Origin of the sequence: Poseidonocella sp. HB161398 (assembly GCF_005870025.1) — a bacterium.
Classification (GTDB): Bacteria; Pseudomonadota; Alphaproteobacteria; order Rhodobacterales; family Rhodobacteraceae; genus Mangrovicoccus.
On record NZ_VATA01000012.1, the window covers coordinates 130,938 to 150,328 of the forward strand.

Annotated in this window: 12 protein-coding genes; 11 read left to right on the top strand and 1 reads right to left on the bottom strand. The window is 71.3% G+C overall.

The window, feature by feature from the left end:
• Positions 1-81 precede the first annotated feature (81 nt).
• The 11 genes from FGX59_RS11960 (at position 82) to FGX59_RS12010 (ending at position 16,850) form a co-directional block, all read left to right on the top strand.
• On the top strand, positions 82-747 hold the full coding sequence (locus tag FGX59_RS11960; protein WP_138466756.1) for a DUF1028 domain-containing protein: 666 nt from the start codon (positions 82-84) through the stop codon (positions 745-747).
• The gene (locus tag FGX59_RS11965; protein WP_138466757.1) at positions 740-1,972 is read left to right on the top strand and encodes a M20 family metallo-hydrolase; all 1,233 of its coding nucleotides are present in this window, start codon (positions 740-742) and stop codon (positions 1,970-1,972) included. Before FGX59_RS11960 ends, FGX59_RS11965 begins: the two co-directional genes overlap by 8 nt.
• 1,719 nt (positions 1,973-3,691) lie before the next feature.
• The gene (locus tag FGX59_RS11970; RefSeq protein ID WP_138466758.1) at positions 3,692-5,377 is read left to right on the top strand and encodes an alpha/beta-hydrolase family protein; all 1,686 of its coding nucleotides are present in this window, start codon (positions 3,692-3,694) and stop codon (positions 5,375-5,377) included.
• A 143-nt stretch (positions 5,378-5,520) separates the two neighbouring features.
• Positions 5,521-6,105: a DUF3611 family protein gene (locus FGX59_RS11975; protein WP_138466759.1), complete on the top strand. Its 585-nt coding sequence runs from the start codon at positions 5,521-5,523 to the stop codon at positions 6,103-6,105.
• On the top strand, positions 6,102-7,214 hold the full coding sequence (locus FGX59_RS11980; protein WP_171060619.1) for an AI-2E family transporter: 1,113 nt from the start codon (positions 6,102-6,104) through the stop codon (positions 7,212-7,214). Before FGX59_RS11975 ends, FGX59_RS11980 begins: the two co-directional genes overlap by 4 nt.
• A 271-nt stretch (positions 7,215-7,485) precedes the next feature.
• Positions 7,486-8,709, top strand: coding sequence for an MFS transporter (locus tag FGX59_RS11985; RefSeq protein WP_138466761.1), 1,224 nt, complete (start codon positions 7,486-7,488; stop codon positions 8,707-8,709).
• 31 nt (positions 8,710-8,740) lie between these two features.
• Positions 8,741-9,793 carry a patatin-like phospholipase family protein gene (locus tag FGX59_RS11990; protein ID WP_138466762.1) on the top strand — a complete coding sequence of 351 codons (1,053 nt, stop codon included), beginning with the start codon at positions 8,741-8,743 and terminating at the stop codon, positions 9,791-9,793.
• Positions 9,794-9,835: 42 nt separating this feature from the next.
• On the top strand, positions 9,836-11,242 hold the full coding sequence (locus tag FGX59_RS11995; RefSeq protein WP_240722408.1) for a GntP family permease: 1,407 nt from the start codon (positions 9,836-9,838) through the stop codon (positions 11,240-11,242).
• A 169-nt stretch (positions 11,243-11,411) separates the two neighbouring features.
• Positions 11,412-12,482: an efflux RND transporter periplasmic adaptor subunit gene (locus FGX59_RS12000; protein ID WP_138466764.1), complete on the top strand. Its 1,071-nt coding sequence runs from the start codon at positions 11,412-11,414 to the stop codon at positions 12,480-12,482.
• A gap of 1 nt (position 12,483) precedes the next feature.
• Positions 12,484-15,564: an efflux RND transporter permease subunit gene (locus FGX59_RS12005; RefSeq protein WP_138466765.1), complete on the top strand. Its 3,081-nt coding sequence runs from the start codon at positions 12,484-12,486 to the stop codon at positions 15,562-15,564.
• The gene (locus FGX59_RS12010; RefSeq protein ID WP_138466766.1) at positions 15,561-16,850 is read left to right on the top strand and encodes a DUF1576 domain-containing protein; all 1,290 of its coding nucleotides are present in this window, start codon (positions 15,561-15,563) and stop codon (positions 16,848-16,850) included. Before FGX59_RS12005 ends, FGX59_RS12010 begins: the two co-directional genes overlap by 4 nt.
• Positions 16,851-16,869: 19 nt before the next feature.
• Here FGX59_RS12010 and FGX59_RS12015 read toward each other — a convergent pair whose 3' ends face one another.
• Positions 16,870-19,200 carry a mechanosensitive ion channel family protein gene (locus FGX59_RS12015; protein ID WP_171060620.1) on the bottom strand — a complete coding sequence of 777 codons (2,331 nt, stop codon included), beginning with the start codon at positions 19,198-19,200 and terminating at the stop codon, positions 16,870-16,872.
• Positions 19,201-19,391 lie beyond the last annotated feature (191 nt).

Genomic DNA, 19,391 nt, shown 5'->3' on the forward strand with positions numbered 1-19,391 from the left:
CGATTTGATTCGAAATTATCATGAGAAATTGATCTGTCAATTTTTCATGATAAATTGGCGGGAAACAGTCGGAGCTTCGGGATGACCTTCTCAATTCTTGTGCGCGATGCCGAAACCGGTGTCCTCGGCGGGGCGGCGGCGACGGGCAGCCTCTGCGTCGGCGGCTGGGTGCTGCGCGGCGACATCCGCGCCGGGCTCTCGGCCTCGCAGGGGGCGGCGCCCTCGACCTTCTGGGGCGAGGACGTGCTGGCGGCGATGCGCGAGGGCACGCCCGCGCCCGAGGCGGTGGAGCGGATCGCCGGGGCCGATGCCGGGCGCGAGCACCGCCAGCTCTCGGCGCTCGATCTCGCCGGGCGGGCCGGGGTCCATACCGGCACGCTCAATACCGAGGCGCGCGGCGGGCTGGTCTTCGACCAGGGGGTCGCGGCGGGAAACCTGCTGGCCAGCCTCGATGTGCTGCCGGCCCTGGCGGAGAAGTTCGCCGCCGCCCGCGGGCCGATGGGCAAGCGGCTGATCGCGGCGCTGCGGGCCGGTGCTGCGGCAGGCAGCGACAGCCGCGGGCTGTTTTCCGCCGCTCTCCTCGTCCTCTTTCCGGATCGCGCGCCGCTGACGCTTCGGATCGACTACCATCCCGGAGATCCCGTCGGCGCGCTGGCCGATCTCTACCGGCGCGCGACCACGGGCGACTATGCGGACTGGGCGCGGCAGGTGCCGCATCCGAGCGACAGGGAGCGGGGACTTGACTGACTGGCGATGGGGGCTGCGCGCCCGCGACATGCTGGAGGCGCTGGCGGGCGCCTCCGCGCCCGGGCCGGGGGTGACGCGGCTGCCCTTTACGCCCGAGCATGACGCCGCGCTGGCGCTGCTGCGCGGCTGGATGGAGGCGGCGGGGCTCTTGGTCCGGCTCGATGCCGCGGGCACGCTTTCGGGCCGCGCCGAGGGGCCGGAGGGGGCGCCGGTCCTGCTGATGGGCTCGCATCAGGACAGCGTGCCGGGCGGCGGCGCCTTCGACGGGATCATGGGCGTGGTGCTGCCGATCCTGGCGCTGGAGAAGCTGCGCGAGGAGGGCCGCGCGCTGCCGGTCGCGGTCGAGGTGCTGGCCTTCGCCGACGAGGAGGGCGTGCGCTTCCCGACGGCGCTGCTGGGCTCGCGCGCGCTGGCGGGGACGGCCGATCCGGCGGTGCTGGAGATGGCCGACCGGCAGGGCGTCACGCTGGGCGGGGCGCTGGCGGCGTTCGGCGGCGATCCGGGCGGGGTCGCGGCGCTGGCGCGCGATCCTTCCGTGGTGGCGGGCTTCGTCGAGACCCATATAGAGCAGGGCCCGGTGCTGGAGCAGGCGGGCGAGCCGCTGGGCATCGTCACCGCGATCTGCGGGATCGAGCGCCATGCCGTCACCCTGACCGGCCGCACCGGCCATGCCGGGACCGTGCCGATGGCGGCGCGGCGCGACGCGCTGGCCGGGGCGGCGGCGCTGGTCACCGAGGTCCGCCGCATGGGGCTCGACACGCCCGGGCTGCGCGCCACGGTGGGCGAGCTGCATGTCGTGCCGAATGCGGTCAACGCGATCCCGGGCGAGGTGCGGCTGACGGTCGAGCTGCGCGCGCCCTCCGACGAGCTGCGCGAGGCGGCGGGAACGGCGCTCCATCTCGCGGCGGCGCAGATCGCGCGCGAGGCGGAGCTGGACCTCGTGATCGGCCGCAGCTATGTCCAGCCGGCCGTGCCCTGCGACCCGGCGCTCTCGGCGCGGCTCGAGGCGGCGGCAAGGGCGGCCGGGGCAGGGGTGCCGTCGCTGCCTTCCGGGGCGACGCATGACGCCTCGGCCATGGCGGGGCTCTGCCCGGTGGCGATGCTCTTCCTGCGCTGCCGCGACGGCGCCAGCCACGTCCCCGAGGAGCATGCCGACCCCGCCGACATGGGCGTGGCCGTCGCCGCGCTGGCCGGCCTGGTGGCAGGCTTCGGCGCGGAGGCCTGAGGCCGCGGGCCCGCCCCAAATGCCATGCCGTTCCGCGGTCGCCCCGGCCCGGCATGGCTCTCCCTTGCGGGGCGCCTGTCCCGGCCATTCCCGGCACTCTGCCCGGCGGCCGGGCGCCGCGTCCGTGCCATTGCCGAACCGGCCCGCACTGGACGGAGGCCGCCGAAGGGCAGCACGGACCGGCCGCCGGAGATCGGCACCCCCTGACCTGCGGCCGGGCCGGGGAAATTTGCCAAGCGTGTGCCGGGGACCGCCCCCGGAGCCGCGGCTGCGGGGAGCTCCCCTCGGAGCACCAGCGTCTCCGGACGATCCCGGCGTGATGCCTCCCGGGGCAGGGAGACATTCCCGCTGCGGCTCGCCTGCAACCGTTCTGGCACCCCGCTCGCGCCCCAGCCTGGCAACGGAAGAGCTCTTGCGGCCGGCGTGCCGCAACCCGGGGCGAGGACCAGCAGATGTCAGCTTCGCGGCGGGTCTGCGGCTGGTCGCGTTGCGACGGCGCAGAGCTGGCGGAGGGTGCTGGAAAACTCGTGCACAAGCTCGCATGCGCCAAATCGAAGGAGGACATTCCAGGCTTGGGAGAATCCGCCCTAAAGAGCGATCTCTTCAGCCTTGCCGGAGACCAAATTGCCAACTTCGGATGGTCTCTCGACCGGAGCCGGAGTTTTCAGCAATACCGGGCCTTGCGGCCCGCCTGGGGCCGACTGGCCGGCCGCTGAAGCGCCTGCGGCGCCGGGGATTTCGGGCGGCGGCGCGGATTCTGTCCTCGCTCCGCGCGAAGGCTGTCGCTTCGGGGCGGCGCGCGCCGCTCTCCGGGCCTTTGCCACCGCCTTTCGGCCTGCGGCGGCCCTGTCTGCATCTGCAACTCCTGCCGTGCCGGCGCGGGAGACGGTTCCCCCTGTGCCGGCGCAAGGGCAGGGGCCGCGCATTGGACGGGAACTTGCGCGCCGTCCTGCGGTGTCTTGCGCTCGAAGCGGCGCCTGCGGACAGAAACGTCCCGCGCTGCAACGGGTCGTGCGGGGCAGCGTCTGGCATGCCGTGAAAAGCCGGTTCGCAATCATGGTCGAAGATGGCTTCCCAATGGCGCAATCAAAACGCCAGGGCACAGAATTCCGGACAGTCCCGGGAGAAGCCTTGACCAGATCCGGACGTGCTTCCTCCACGAAGGCGCCCTTAAGACCTTTTCGGCAGCCTGGGAGGAGGCGCGACCCCAGAGCGCGGGCGCAGCGACGGACCAGCAGCCGCCGTGCGGAGGAGGCGCTCCGGAAAGCGCTGCCGGGCGCTTGACACCGGTGTCCTGCGAGAAACTTCATCGCTCATCGCTCATCGCTCATCGCTCATCGCTCATCGCTCATCGCTCATCGCTCATCGCTCATCGCTCATCGCTCATCGCTCATCGCTCATCGCCCGTCGCCCGTCGCCCGTCGCCCGTCGCCCGTCGCCCGTCGCCCGTCGCCCGTCGCCCGTCGCCCGTCGCCCGTCGCCCGTCGCCCGTCGCCCGTCGCCCGTCGCCCGTCGCCCCTTGTAGGCCACAGCCAGGGGCCGCCCCGGTCCCTCGGGGTCACTACGCAGCCCTGCGGGGACCGGGCGTCGCAGGCCGGTCGCGATCGGTGACGCAAGTGGCGCGATGGGCTAGGCTTGCCGCAGAGTACCGCCGGATCCATGCGAGGAGCATTCCATGCCGACGATCTCCGCCCGCCGCGCCCTGCCGGGAGCCCCGTGATGGACCCGAGGCTGCGCCGCCGCCGCCCTCCGGCCGCACCCGCCGCGCCGGTCCGGCCCTTCCGTCCCTGGCGCCCGGTCGCCCCGGCGGTGATCTTCGCCGCACTGGCCTTCGCCGCCTCGCTGACCCCCTCGCTGATCCCGCGGACGCCCCTGGAGCAGGGCGTTCTGGCCGGGCTGGCGATCGGGCTCGGCTATGCCTGCGGCGCGCTGGCGAGCTGGCTCTGGCGGCTGATGCTGCTGCCCGAGCCCTCCGGTCCCTGGCCGCTGCGGCTGGCAACGCTGGCCGCGGCGGCGGTGATGGCCGCGGCGCTCTGGCAGGCGCCGGAATGGCAGGACGCGACGCGGCGGGTGATGGACCTGCCGCCGGTCGAGGAGGGGCACCGCCCGCGGGTGGCGGCGGTCGCGCTGGCGACCGGGGCGGCGCTGTGGGTGGCGGGGGTGCTCTTCGTGCTCCTGTCGCGGCGGATCGGGGGGCTCCTGGCGCGGGGGCTGCCGGGGCGGCTGGGGCCGGTCCTGGGCGTGCTGCTGGCCGCGCTCCTGGTGATGCAGCTCGGCCGCGGCGTCCTGCTGCGCCAGGCGATGGAACTGTCGGACGCCGCCTTCGCCGCGGGCGAGCAGGCAGTCGATCCGCGCTTCGCCCCGCCCGAAAACCCGATGGCCACGGGCAGCGCCGCCTCGCTGATCTCCTGGGAGGACCTGGGCAATCGCGGCCGCGACTTCATCGGCCGCACGCCGGAGCCCGCCGAGATCGAGGCCTTCACCGGCCGCCCGGCCAAGCGCCCGGTGCGGGTCTATGTCGGCCGGGTCTCGGCGCCGACCGCAGAGGCGCGCGCGAAGCTCGCGCTGGAGGAGCTGATCCGCCAGGGCGGGTTCGAGCGCGAGATCCTGATCGTCACCACGCCGGTCGGCACCGGCTGGATGGATCCGGGCGCCCATGACACGGTCGATTTCATGTTCAACGGCGACACCGCCCATGTCGCGGCCCAGTATTCCTACCTGACCTCGATCCTGTCGATCCTGACCCAGATCGACTACGGCTTCGACCAGGCGCGGGCGCTTTTCGACGTGATCCACGGCTACTGGTCCGCGCTGCCGCCCGAAAGCCGGCCGCGGCTCTATATCCACGGGCTCAGCCAGGGGGCGCTGAACAGCCAGTCGACCCTGCCGATCTTCGACGTGCTGGCCGATCCGCCGCAGGGCGCCTTCTGGGCGGGCTCGCCCTTCATGAGCCCGATCTGGTCCTTCGTCCGCGACCGCCGCGCCGAGGGCAGCCCCGCCTGGCGGCCGGTCTTCGGCAACGGTTCCATGGTGCGCACCGCCAACCAGGAGAACACCCTGGACCGCGCCGAGGCGCCCTGGGGGCCGATCCGCTTCGTCTTCCTCAATTACGGCAGCGATCCGATCGTGGTCTTCGACCCGGCGATGCTGTGGCGGCCGCCTGACTGGCTGACCGGGCCGCGCGCCCCCGACGTGGCGCCCGAGATGCGGTGGTTCCCGCTGGTCACGGCCTTCCAGCTGGGGCTCGACATGCTGGTCGCGCTGTCGGTCGAGGGGCACGGGCACTACTACGTGGCGGCGGACTATATCGATGCCTGGGCGGCGCTGGCCGATCCGCCGGACTGGTCGGAGGCGCGGGCCCGCGCGCTGGCGGAGCTGTTCCGGCAGCGGCCCGCGCCGTGGTAATCCAGCACCGCAGTTCCGCGGCGGCCCCTGCGCGGATTGATACCGGCGCGGGGCGGGCCTATTCGGTGTAAGAAGCGGGCAGGGCCGCAGCGGATGGCAGGGCCCGGGGGCAGATCGTCAAGGCGGAAGGCAGGAGAGGCATCATGAGCAAGACCACCGAAACCTGGCAGGACGCCCGCGTGAAGCGGATGGCCTCCTCGCTGATCATCGCCGGCAGGGTCTGCTTCTGGGTGCAGCTCGTCTTCCTGATCGCCGTGGCGCTGCTCGGCGGCTACGTGCTGAAGGTCATGGGCGGGGGCGGGGCCGGGCTGGGCAACATCCTGTCCTTCCTCGGGCTGGCGCTGCCGCTCTTCACGACGCTCTGGTGCCGCCATTACGCGTCGCTGGGCAAGAAGCTCGACGGCTACGACCGCAAGCCCGGCCCGGCGCGCATCCGCCGCAGCCTGTGGATCGGGATCATCGCCGGCGGGGCCGGCACGGTGGTGACGATGCTGTCGCTCTTCGGCGCGGCCTCCTCGCTGATGCTGACCATGCTGGCCAACCCGCAGGTCGGGGTGCCGGTCGCGCAGGTGACGACGCCGGGCGCGCCCTACCAGATCTCGGCGGTGGACGCGGTCTCGCTGATGGCGCTGCTGCTGACCCAGGCGGCCGAGATGATGGTGGTGGCGGTGTCGCTCTACCTGGCCTACCTGCTGTCGAAATGCGTCCGGACCGCGCCCGCGGCATGACCCCGGGATCCGCGACGCCGGAGGACGAGCGCGGCACCGCCCTGGTGCGGCTGGCCGCGGCGCTGGTGATCCTGACGATCGTGCTCAGCGGGCTGACGCTGGGCGCGCGGATCTTCGTGCCGCTGGCCGAGGCGCTGATCGTCTGGTTCGTGCTGAACCGCATGGCGGCCGCGCTGCGCCGCACCCGCTGGCTGGGACCGCGGCTGAGCCATGGCGGCGCGATGGCGCTGGCGGCGGCCTGCGTCGCGCTGATCGGGCTGGTGGCGGTCTATAGCGGCGTGCGCGGCCTTCTGGCGAACGGGCCGCAGACGCTCAGCCTGGCCGAGAGCCTCGACCCGCTGGTCGCGCGGCTGAGCAAGCTCGTCGGCGCCGATGCCGGGCTGATCGTCGACCGCATGCTCGACGCGGTCGGGCTGGAGCGGCTGATGCAGCAGGTGGTGCTGGGCATGATCGGGCTGATCAACCAGTTCGGCGTGGTCGCCATCTATGTCGGCTTCCTGCTGGCCGACCAGGCGCTCTTTCCGGCGAAGATGCGGGCGCTCTTTCCCGATCCCGCGCGCCGCGCCGAGGCCGAGGCGCTCCTGGGCGAGCTGGCGGCGCGGATCTCCAGCTACCTGTGGATCATGACCCGGGTCAGCGCGCTGACCGCGGCGCTGAGCTGGCTGGCGATGTGGCTCCTAGGGCTGCACAACGCGCTGTTCTGGGCGATCCTGGTCTTCGTGCTGAACTTCATCCCGACCATCGGCTCGGTGCTGGGGGTGATGCTGCCCACCGCCTTCGCGATCCTGCAATTCGGCGAGCTCGGCGGGGTGGTGGTGCTGGGCTGCCTCCTCGGGGCGGTGCAGTTCACCATCGGCAACATCCTGCTGCCGCGGATGGCGGGGCAGACGCTGAATATCAGCCTGGTCGTCACCATCCTGGCGCTCTTCGTCTGGGGCGCGCTCTGGGGGGTGACCGGTCTCTTCCTCGCGGTGCCGCTGACGGCGATGCTGGTGATTGTCGCGGCGCGGTTCGAGGCGAGCCGCCCGATCGCCGTGATGCTGTCGCGGACCGGCGAGTTCGGCGCCCGTCCGGAACCCGGTTCCGGCCCTGCCGCGCCGCAGTCCTGACAGCCGGAGTGACGCCAGGTCGCTCCGGCCATCAAATTCCAAGCGGACAATCCGTCGCGGGCCGGGAGGCTTTGTTTCGGGAACTATGTCAATTCACCATGTTGCGGCGCAGCAAGATTCTGGCCTAGCCTAATCAGGCAAGCGGGCTGCCTGATTTCGGGTCCGCCACGGAAAGGTTGCTGCCCTTCGAGCCAGCTTTGAAATTCATCCTTTTGGAACGGGCCTTTACTGGGCGGGCTGATGCCCGTGCGCGCAACGGAAGCCGAAGAAAATGGCCAAGGTCGACAACCGGCAGTACAGCATTCTCTTCCAGGTCAAGCTCTGGGCGATCTTCTCGGTCGGCGTCGCCACGGTCGAACTCTCGGTCATCGCCTACAATATCGCCGGTCCCGACGCGAGCGCGCTGCTGGGCACCGCGCTGTCGCTGAAATCGCTAGCCTATGTCGTCGCGCCGCTCCTGATGGCGGTCGCCTTCGAGCGGCTGCCGCGCGGGCGCTTCCTGATCCTGCTCGACATCATCCGGGCGCTGGCGCTGCTGAGCCTGCTCTTCGTCTCGGGGCGCTGGAGCTTCCTGACGGCGATCGCGGTCTTCCTGGCGGCCTCGGCGGCGTTCAAGATCACCTATATCGAATACGTCGCGCATCTGCTGCCCGATCACGAGGATTTCTCCTGGGCGATCACGAAAAGCCGGATCGCCGACGAGCTGGAGGGCGTGGTCAGCCCGCTCGCCGCGGCGGCGCTGCTGTTCCTCCTGCCGATCGATGCGGGGCTGCTGGCGGCGGCGGCGGTCTTCGCGGTCTCGGCGCTGCGCATCCGCGCCGCGGGGCTGCCCGACCTGTCGAAAAGCGGCGGCGGCTACGGCGCGCGGGCGCTGCGCGGGCTGCGGCTCTACCTCTCCGACCGGACGCTGCGGCCGCTGACCTGGCTGATGCTGGCCACGGCGGCGGGCACGGCGATGGTGACGACGACGACGCCCTACCTGGTGCAGTCGGTCGGCGGGCTCGGCTCCTCGGCGACGGCGCTGGCCTATGGCGCCTTCGGGGCGGGCTCGATCCTCGGCGCACTCGGCTACATGCGCTTCGCCGCCGATCTGGACGACAGCCGGACGATGCTGCTGGGCGGCGCGCTGATCGCCTGCGGGCTGCTGGCGGGGATGGCCGCGACGCAATTCGCCACGATCGCGCTTCTCTGGGCGGCGATCGGCGCGGGCGGGGCGCTGATCCAGGTGCCCGGCGTGGCGGTGATCCGCGACGCGGCCCAGGGCGAGAGCCTGCTCGTCGTCTTCGGCGGCGGGCTGGCGATGCAGAACCTCATTCTGGCGGGCGGCTACGGGCTTGCGGGCGGGCTGGCCGCCGCGGCGGGCCCGGTGCCCGCCTTTGCCGCGACGGGCGGGATTTCCGCGCTCGCCGTGACGCTGGCCTGGGCGGGGCTGCGCCGCGCCCGCCGCCACAGGGATGCCGCCGCGGCCGGGATGACCGGCCCGGGCGGAAAATGAAACGCGAGAGAACGAGGATGGGTTTGGGGCAATGACAGAAGCGAAAACGCAGAAGCCGCCGGAGCGCGCGCCGCTGAAGGTCGATCTCGCCCTGCAGGGCGGCGGATCGCATGGCGCCTTCGCCTGGGGCGCGCTCGACCGGCTGCTCGACTATCCCTGGATGGAGGTCGAGGGCATTTCGGGCACCTCGGCTGGGGCGATGAACGCCGCGGTCTTCGCCTACGGCATGATGACCGGCGGCCATGAGGGCGCCCGCGCCGCGCTGGCCGATTTCTGGAAGCAGGTCTCGGACGCGGCGAAATTCTCGCCCTTCCAGCGCACGCCCTGGGACAAGATGACGGGCAACTGGTCGCTGGACCATTCGCCGGCCTACATCTTCGCCGACACCATGTCGCGCTTCATCTCGCCCTTCACCTTCGCGGCGATCAGCACGCCGGTGAACCCGCTGCGCGGCATCCTCGAAGAGACGATCGACTTCGAGGCGCTGGCGAACGGGCCGATCAAGCTCTTCATCACCGCCACCAACGCGCGGACCGGCCGCGGCCGGGTGTTCCGCCGCCACGAGATCACCGCCGACGTGCTCCTGGCCTCGGCCTGCCTGCCGACGCTGTTCCAGCCGGTGGAGATCGACGGCGAGTACTACTGGGACGGCGGCTTCTCGGGCAATCCGACGATCACGCCGCTGGTGCGCGAATGCGAGTCCCGCGACACGTTCCTCGTGCAGATCAACCCGGTCTACCGCGAGGAGATCCCTCAGACCGCGCGCGAGATCCTCAACCGGGTGAACGAGGTCTCCTTCAACGCGACGCTGCTGAAGGAGCTGCGGATGGTCGCGATGATGCGCCAGGTCGCCGATCCGGGCAACAGCGAGGGCCGCGCCTGGGCCGAGATGCGGCTGCACCGCATTTCCAGCGACATCATGGTCAAGCTCAGCGCCTCCTCCAAGCTGAATGCCGAATGGGCCTTCCTGGAGATGCTGCGCGACGAGGGACGCGCGGCGGCGGATGCCTTCGCCGCCGAGCACAGGGACGATGTCGGGGTGCGCTCGTCCTTCGAGTTCGAAAGCCTTCTGGAAGGGGTCTGACCTATGGGTCTTCTGGGTATTCTCGCGGGTCTGGCCGTATTGATGGCGCTCGCGTTCCGCGGCTGGACGATCCTGCTGCTGGCACCGGCCGCCGCGCTGATCGCGGCCGCCTTCTCCGGCGAGCCGCTGCTGGCGCACTGGACGCAGACCTTCATGCCGGCCGCGGCCGGCTTCGTCGCGCAGTTCTTCCCGCTGTTCCTGCTTGGCGCGCTCTTCGGCAAGCTTATGGATGACAGCGGCTCGGTCACGGCGATCGCCGATTTCATGACCGAGAAGCTGGGGCCGAGCCGCGCCGTGCTGGCGGTGGTGCTGGCGGGCGCGCTGGTCACCTATGGCGGGGTCAGCCTGTTCGTCGCCTTCTTCGTGATCGCGCCGATGGGGCTGGCGCTCTTCCGCGCGGGCGCGGTGCCGCGGCGGCTGCTGCCCGCGGCGATCGCGCTCGGCACCTCGACCTTCACCATGTCGGCACTGCCCGGCACGCCCTCGATCCAGAACGCCATCCCGATGCCGTTCTTCGGCACCACCGCCTTCGCGGCGCCGGGGCTGGGCGTGATCGCGGCCGTGGTGATGTTCGGTTTCGGCATGTGGTGGCTGAGCTTCCGGGTGAAGCAGGCCGCCGCCAAGGGCGAGGGCTTCGGCGGCGAGGAAGAGGCCGCGGGCCCCGGCGAGGTGGCGCTGCGCGAGCTGGCCACCACGGCGCGGGAATTCGACCCCTCCGAGATCGAGCATGGCGAGAAGGCCAGCACCGCGCCCTCGATCGCGGTGGCGGTGCTGCCCTTGATCGTGGTGGTGATCGTCAACCTGATCCTGTCGCAATTCGTGCTGCCCTCCTTTGATTTCAGCTTCCTCGAACTGCCCGAATGGGGCGGCACCAGCCTGACCGCGGTCGGCGGCGTCTGGGCCGTGGCGCTGGCGCTGTTCTCGGGGATCATCGTGCTGCTGGCCTTCTCCTTCCGCCGCCTGCCGACGCTGCGCGACAGCATGGATGCGGGCTCGAACGCCTCGGTGCTGCCGATCATGAGCGTGGCGAGCCTCGTCGGCTTCGGCGCGGTGGTCGCGGCGCTGCCGGCCTTCCAGCTGGTGCAGGACTGGGTGCTGGGGATCGGCGGCGGGCCGCTGGTGTCTCTGGCGGTGGCGACCAACATCCTCTCGGCGCTGACCGGCTCCGCCTCGGGCGGCATGACGATCGCGCTCGAGGCGCTGGGGCCGACCTTCATGGAACTGGCCGGGCAGATCGGGCTGGACCCGTCGGTCCTGCACAGGGTAGCGGTCATTTCGTCGGGCACGCTCGACAGCCTGCCGCATAACGGCGCCGTGGTGACGATGCTCGCCGTCTGCGGCTGCTCGCACAAGGACAGCTATTTCGACGTCGTCATGGTCGGGGTGGTGAGTGCGATGCTGGCCCTGATTACCGTGATCGTGCTGGGCAGCATGGTCGGCTCGTTCTGACGGGCAACTGCATTTTCCGCCCGTCCGGCCAGGCCCGGGCGGGAAATATTCCAGGATTTGAAGACACGGCCGGGCCCGAGACGGCGGCCGCGGAAGGACGAGGGGGAACGAGAACAATGATGTCCCGACTGCACGTGAATACCGCCATGGCATCCCGGGAGGACCGGACATGACCCCGCGCCTTCCCCTGCTGATCGCCGCCGTGGCGCTGGTCGCCTCCTGCCGCGAAGAGGCCGCCACCGCGCCCGAGCCGGTGCGCCCGGTGCGCGTCGCCGTCGCCCAGAGCAGCGCGGCCGGCGAGAGCATCCGCCTGACCGGCGAGATCCGCGCCCAGGATTCCGCGGTGCTGAGCTTCCGCACCGGCGGCCGCCTGCTGGAGCGCACGGTCGGCATCGGCGATGCCGTCACCCCGGGCCAGCTGATCGGCCGGCTCGAGGACACCACGCAGCGCAACACCCTGCAGGCCGCGCAGGCCGACCTCTTCGCCGCCGAGGGCGATCTCGACCGCACCGAGGCCGATTACGAGCGCCACGCCCAGCTGCTGGAGCGCGGCTTCGTCACCCGCCAGCGCTATGACACCGCGCTCCAGACCTTCCGCCAGGCGCAGGCGCGGGTCGATGCCGCCTCCGCGCAGCTGGCCAATGCCAAGGAGGCGCTGTCCTTCACCGCGCTCTATGCCGATGCCGCGGGGATCGTCACCGAAACCGGCGCCGAGCAGGGCGAGGTCGTCTCGGCCGGCGCCATGGTCGTGCGGGTCGCGCGCGACAACGGCCGCGATGCGGTCTTCGACGTGCCCGAGCGGGTGATCGACGCCGTCGACATCTCGCAGAGCATCAAGGTCGCGCTGGCCAGCGACCCCGCCGTCGCCGCCACCGGGCGGGTGCGCGAGATCTCGCCCCAGGCCGATCCGGTGACGCGCACCTTCCGCGTCAGCGTCGGGCTGTCCGACATTCCCCAGAGCTTCCGCCTGGGCTCGGCCGTCACCGGCTCCGCCTCGCGCGAGGGCTTCACGGCGACGCCGCTCCCGGCCTCGGCGATGACCACCGACGGCGGCAATCCGGCGGTCTTCGTCGTCGATCCCGAAACCGGAACCGTCGCGCTGCGGACGGTCGAGGTCGGCCGGTTCGACCTGGCCGAAGTGCAGGTGACAAGCGGGCTTGCCGATGGCGACATCGTCGTCACGGCCGGCGTGCAGGCGCTGCGCCCGGGGCAGCAAGTGCGCGTGGGCGAGGGGCTCTGAGATGAGCGCCAACCTCTCTGCCTGGTCCCTGAAGAACAAGGCGCTCTCGCTGTTCTTCATGGGGCTCGTCGTCGTGGCGGGCCTGATGGCCTTCTTCAATCTCGGCCGCGACGAGGATCCGCCCTTCACCATCCGCACCATGCTGGTGCAGGCGAACTGGCCCGGCGCCACCGCCGAGGAGACGCTGCTTCAGGTCACCGAGCGGCTGGAGCAGACGCTGCAGGAGACGCCCGGCCTCGACCGGATCGACAGCCAGACGCGCCCGGGCACCTCGACGCTCTTCGTGCATCTGCGCGACACCACGCCCGCGCGCGACGTGCCGATGATCTGGCAGGGCGTGCGCAACCGCGTCGCCGACATGCGCCACACCCTGCCGCAGGGCGTGGTCGGGCCGGGCTTCAACGACGAATTCGGCGACACGTTCGGGGTGATCTACGGCTTCACCGCCGACGGCTTCTCGCCGCGCGAGCTGCGCGACTATGTCGAGGATATCCGCTCCGAGCTGCTGCGCGTGCCCGACGTCGCCAAGATCGAGATGCTGGGCGCGCAGGACGAGACCATCTTCGTCGAGATCGACCCGGCGGAGCTGGCGGGCTTCGGCATTCCGGCCGGCGCGGTGCGCGAGGCGCTCCGGGCGCAGAACCTGGTCTCGCCGGGCGGCACGATCCGCACCGGCACGGATGCGCTGACCGTCAATGTCTCGGGCGCCTTCACCGACGAGGACGACCTGAGGGACATCGTGCTGACCGCCGGCGACCGGCGGCTGCGGCTCGGCGATGTCGCCACGATCAGCCGCGGCTATGCCGATCCGCCCCAGCCGATGTTCCGCGTCAACGGCCAGGACGCGCTGGGGCTGGCCATCTCGATGGCCGATGGCGGCGACGTCATCGCGCTCGGCGAGAACCTGCAGGCGCGCATGGCCGAGTTGACCGCCGACCTGCCGGTCGGGATCGAGCCGGTGCTGGTCGCCAACCAGCCCGAGATCGTCGATACCGCGGTCGCCGAATTCACCGAGTCGCTCTGGCAGGCCATCGCCATCGTGCTGGTCATCAGCTTCCTGGCGCTCGGCGTCCGCGCGGGGCTGGTGGTGGCGATCGCCATCCCGCTGACCATGGCGGCGGTCTTCGTCGTGATGCAGATGGTCGGCATCGACCTGCAGCGGATCTCGCTCGGGGCGCTGATCATCGCGCTGGGGCTCTTGGTCGACGACGCCATGACCACGGTCGACGCGATGAGCCGGCGGCTCGCGGCCGGTGACGACCAGCTGCGCGCGGGCTCCTATGCCTATGAAAAGCTGGCCTTCGCCATGCTCTCGGGCGCGCTGGTGACGATCGCGGGCTTCGTGCCGATCGGCTTCGCGCAGAGCTCGGCGGGCGAGTACACCTTCTCGATCTTCGCCGTGGTCGGCATCGCGCTGATCGCCTCCTGGGTGGTCGCGGTGCTGTTCGTGCCGGTGGTGGGCGTCGCGATCCTGCGCGCGCCGAAGACCATGGACGACCGCGAGGGCTGGATGCTGACCGGCTACCGCAAGCTGCTGGCGCTGGCGATGCGCGCGCGGCTGCTGGTCGTGCTGGGCACGGTCGGGCTCTTCGCGCTCTCGGTGCTGGGGATGTCTCTGGTGCAGCGGCAGTTCTTCCCGCCCTCGGACCGGGTCGAGCTGCTGGTCGACATCACCATGCCGCAGAGCTCGTCGATCCACGGCACCCGCGCGGCGGTCGACCGCTTCGAGGACATGCTGGCCGAAGAGGAGGGCATCGGCCACTGGAGCACCTATATCGGCCGCGGCGCGATCCGCTTCTACCTGCCGCTCGACGTGCAGACCCCGGCGCCGTTCTTCGCCCAGCTGGTGCTGGTCACTGACAGCATCGAGGACCGGATCCGGCTGCAGCCGGAGCTGGAGAAGCGGTTGACCGAGGAATTCCCCGAGGCGATCACCCGCGTCTACGCGCTGGAGCTCGGGCCGCCGGTCGGCTGGCCGGTGCAGTACCGCGTGACCGGCAGCGATCTCGACCGGGTGCGCGATCTCGCCCGGCAGGTGGCCTCGGTCGTGGCCGATGCCGGGGATACCCGCTCGATCAGCTACAACTGGATGGAGCCCTCGCGCGAGATCGAGGTCGTGCTCGACCAGGACGAGGCGCGCCGCCTCGGGCTCAGCGCTTCGGCGGTTTCAGACATCCTCAACCTCTACATGTCGGGCTCGGCCGTCACCCAGATCCGCGACGGCATCTTCCTGATCCCGGTGGTGACCCGCGCCAAGGGCGGGCAGACGCTCTCGCCCGAGGTTCTGGCCTCGCTGCAGATCCCGATCGCGGGCGGGCGCACGGTGCCCTTGTCGCAATTCGCGCGGCTGGACTACCGCCTGTCCGATCCGCTGGTGCAGCGGCGCGACCGGGTGGCCGCGCTGACCGTGCAGGCCGACATCACCCCGGGGATGGAAGCCGCGACCGTGGTCGAGAAGATCGAGCCGCTCTTGCAGCCGCTGCGCGACAGCTTGCCCGCGGGCTACGCGATCGAGACCGGCGGCCTCGTCGAGGAAAGCGCGGCGTCCCAGGCCTCGGTCTTCGCGGTGGTGCCGCTGATGCTGATCCTGGTGGTCACGATCCTGATGACCCAGCTGCGGAACTTCCGGCTGGTGGGGATCGTGCTCTTCATGGCGCCTCTGGGGCTGATCGGCGTGGTCGCGGCGCTGCTGCTCTCGGGGCAGCCGCTCGGCTTCGTCGCCATCCTCGGCGTGCTGGCGCTGGTCGGGATGATCGCCAAGAACGCGGTGATCCTGATCGAGCAGATCGTCGACGAGCGGCGCGCGGGCAAGCCCGTCCGCCAGGCGGTCGCCGATGCCTCGGCCAGCCGCGTGCGGCCGATCGCGCTGACGGCCTTCTCGACGGTCCTGGGCCTGATCCCGATCGCCTTCACGGTGTTCTGGAGCGCGATGGCCTTCGCCATCATGGGCGGGCTGGCCGTGGCCTCGGTCTTCACCCTCGTGGTGCTGCCGGTGCTCTACGACCTCGTCTTCAACCGCGAGGGCGCGTCGGAGACGGCCGGAGCCGCGCCCGCGGCGGAGCCGGGCGCCGGGACCGCATGACCGGGAACGACCTGTCCGGGGCGCCGCAGCCGCGCGCGCCCCGGACCCTTTGCGACGGGCACCGCCTGGCGCTGGTGGCGGTCCTTGCGACCGCCTTCCTCGTCTTCGGGCTGGCCGTCACCGGCCCGGAGGAAAGCTGGGAGGGGATGATCGCCATCCTCGGCGCCCGCGACACGCTGATCACCGACTATGTCGAGCTGGGCGGGGTCGGGGGCGCCTTTCTCAATGCCGGGCTGCTGACGCTGGCGGCGGTCTCGATCTTCCGGCTCAGCGGCGCGCAGGTCGGCGGCAGCGCGCTGGCCTGCCTGCTGATGGTGCTGGGCGCGGCGCTCTTCGGCAAGAACCTGGTCAATGTCTGGCCGATCCTGATCGGGGTGGAGCTCCATGCCCGCCGCACCCGCACCAGCTTTGCCGCCCATGCGGTCACCGCCTTCTTCGGCTGCGCGCTCTCGCCGGTGGTCTCCGAACTGCTTTTCAGCTCGGCGCTGCCCTTCTGGCAGAGCCTGCCGTTGAGCCTCGGCGCCGGGATCGCCATCGGCTTCGTCCTGCCGCCCGCGGCGGCGCAGCTCTACCATGCCCATGGCGGCTACAGCCTCTACAACATGGGCTTCACCGCCGGGGTGATCGGCAGCGTGCTGGTGGCGGTGCTGCTGTTCTACGGCTTCGTGCCGCGGCCGGTCTTCATCTGGGCGGAGGACCAGACCTGGGTGCTGGCGCCGTTCCTCCTCGCATCCTTCGCGGCGATGGCCGCGGCGGGGCCGCTGACCGACCGCGGGGCGCTCCGGCGCTACCGCGCGCTCCTGCGCGAACCCGGCCGCGCGCCAAGCGATTTCTGCGCGCTCCACGGCGACGGCGCGACGCTCCTCAATTGCGGGATCCTGGGCCTCGTCTCGACCGGCTACGTGCTGGCGGTCGGCGGCGTGCTGAACGGGCCGGTGACCGGGGCGATCCTGTCGGTCGTGGGCTTCGGCTGCTTCGGCAAGCATCTCGGCAACGTGCTGCCGGTGATGGCCGGGGTCTGGCTGATGTCGCATCTGGGCGGGCAGTCCCCGGCGCGGCCCGAACTCTTGCTGGCGGCGCTCTTCGGCACCGCGCTGGCGCCGATCTCGGGCGGGTTCGGCTGGCGCTGGGGGATCCTCGCGGGGGCCCTCCACGCCGCGGTGGCGCAATCGGCGGGGCAGCTTCTCGGCGGGCTCAGCCTCTACGGCAACGGCTTCGCCGCGGGCTTCGTCGCCGCTGTTCTGGCGCCGACCGCCCGCGCCATGGCCGAGAGCCGCCGCCGCTAGCGCGCGCCGCCCCCGGCCCTCAGGCCGGGGCGCCCTCGCCCGCGTCCCCGGGCGCGGCAGCGGGGGCCATGTGGATGGTCCGCGTCGGGAAGGCGAAGGAGACGCCCAGCTCGTCGGCCAGCCGGACGATGGCCATCATCAGGTCGTGCCGCGCGGTGACCTGCGCCGCGAAATCGTAGACCTCGAGGAAGCCCAGCATCTCGAACTCGATGGCGGAATCGGCAAAGCGGGTCATGCCGACGAAGCAGCCGCCCTTGTCGGTCGCGGGCTCGGCCATGTAGAGCGCATGCAGCCCGTCGCGGAAGGCTGCGAGCTTGGCCGGGCTGGTGTCGTAGGTCAGCCCCACCACCATGTGCAACCGCCGCTTGCGCCGCATCCCCCAGTTGACGATCGGCTGGTCGGAGAGCCGCGAATTCGGCACCACCATCAGCGAGTCCTCGAGCGTCCGCAGACGGGTGGAGCGCAGCCCCACCGTCTCGATCGTCGCCATCGTGCCGTCGAGCTCGACCAGGTCGGCGCGCTTGAACGGCCGGTCCGCCAGCAGGATCGCGCCGCCGAGCAGGTTCGACACGGTCTCGCGCGCCGCGAAGGCCAGCGCGACGCCGCCGATCCCCAGCCCGGTCAGCACGCCCTCGTAGGGCAGCCCGACCACGTCGGCGCAGAGGATCACCGCCGTCACCACGATGATGACCTTGACCAGCCCCAGCAGCAGCGTGGTGACGATCTCGTCCATGTAATGCGTGGTCGACTCGGCGATATCGAGGAACAGCCGCCCGACCACCCGCGACAGCGCGATCGCGAAGGCCGCGCCCGCCAGGATGATCGCCACGCCGAAGATGCGGTTCAGCAGCCCGGTCCCGGTCAGGGTCAGCGCCAGCACCGAATTCGCCGCCATCAGCAGGCCGATGAAGAGGAAGACCGTCGCGGGCTTGCGCACCGGCGCGACGAACTCGGCAGAGCGGGGATGGCCCGAGGCGCGCATCCCGAGCCGCAGGATCCCGGCGGCAAGCGCGCTGCCGATCCGCGACAGGACCAGCGCGCCGGCCAGCGCGCCGAGGATCCCGGCCCATTGCCACAGCTCCAGCCCGAATTCGCGCAGCACCAGCCGCGGGTCGAGGGCGCGCAGCCGCTCGCGCAGGCGGAAATAGTCGGAAAGCGGCGCCAGGGCGGCGGAGCTGGCGCTGGCCGGCAGGCCCTGCAGCTCGCGGTAGATCGCCGGGGCGGCCTGCAGCGTCGCCGAGGAGAACACCCAGCGGGTCTCGGCCGGGTCGGTGCCGGGCACGGTCTGCGGCTCGATCACGACGCTGCCGGCGGGATGGGCATAGAGGAAGAAGGGCTCGGCCATGTCGGTGAGGTTCGGGATCTCCTGCCAGGCGCCGATGCCGGTGCGGGCGAGGATGGCGCGCAGGAAATCGGCGTTCAGCCCCGCCTCGAGCGTGCGCAGCCGCGGCGGCACATGCGACAGGTCCATCGTGGCGACCGCCTGCTCGCGCCCGCCGCTCTCCCAGGCCGCGGTGCCCTCGACGAAGGCGCGCAGCGTGTTGCGCGGGCTGGCGGCATTGGCGCGGGCGAAATCGGCATAGCTGTCGAAGCCGAGGCTGCCGACCATCTCCTCCTCGGCCGCCAGCAGCGCCTCGAGCGAGGGCACGAGAAGCTGCCAGCCGGCCTCGGGGTCGCGCAGGAAGTGCAGCGTGTAGCTGGCATCGCCGAGCTGCGGCGAAACCTCGAAGCTGGCGCTGTCGCCGCCGGGCAGGTCCGGCCCGTCCGGGACGTCGACCAGGCGGAAGGTGGCGAGGTCGATGATCTCCCACAGAAGCCAGCGCCGCCGCGTGTGGTCGGTGGTGTTCTCGGCCCCGCCCTCGTAGCGCAGGAGCCCCGAGATCTGCCGCAGCGCCCGGGTATCGCCCTGGAAGACCGCGGCATTGGCGCCCTGCAGGATCGATTCCAGCGTCTCCTGCGGGGTGGCGTTCGGCGCCGGGGGCAGGGGATCGCCGTCCCCGTCTCCGCCCGCCGCCGCGCGCTCGCCGTTCCAGTACTGGCCGTCGCCGAAGCGGCCGGTGAAGCGGCGGCCGTCCTCGGACAGGGCGAAGGTGAAGGCGCCCTCGCTGCCCGCCTCGCGCCAGGTGCCGGTCAGGACGCGGCCCTCGACCGTGCCCTCGATCTCGCCATTGTCGGGACGGTAGCTGCCGGTGACGCGATCGCCCTGCTGCTCCAGCGTGATCTGCGCCAGCCCGCCGCGCCAGAAGCTCTGCCAGTCGCCGGTCCAGTCCGGGTCGGCGGCCGCAGCGGCGGTGGCGGCGGCAAGCGCCAGCAGGAGGAGGCCAGCGCGGCGGAATAGCTGTTTCGGCATGGGCAACTTTCTGTCGGAATTCGCTGTCATTCGTATAGTGCGCTTCCGCGGTTGCAGAGGGTGCGGGACGCCGCAGGCCGGCCGCTAGTCACCTGGAACTAAAGTCCCTGACATACGGTCTTTTGGCAGAAGCGCTTCACTGAGGCGAGAATTTCGTCTGCGGACTTGTGCCAGCGATAGGGCTTGGGTTC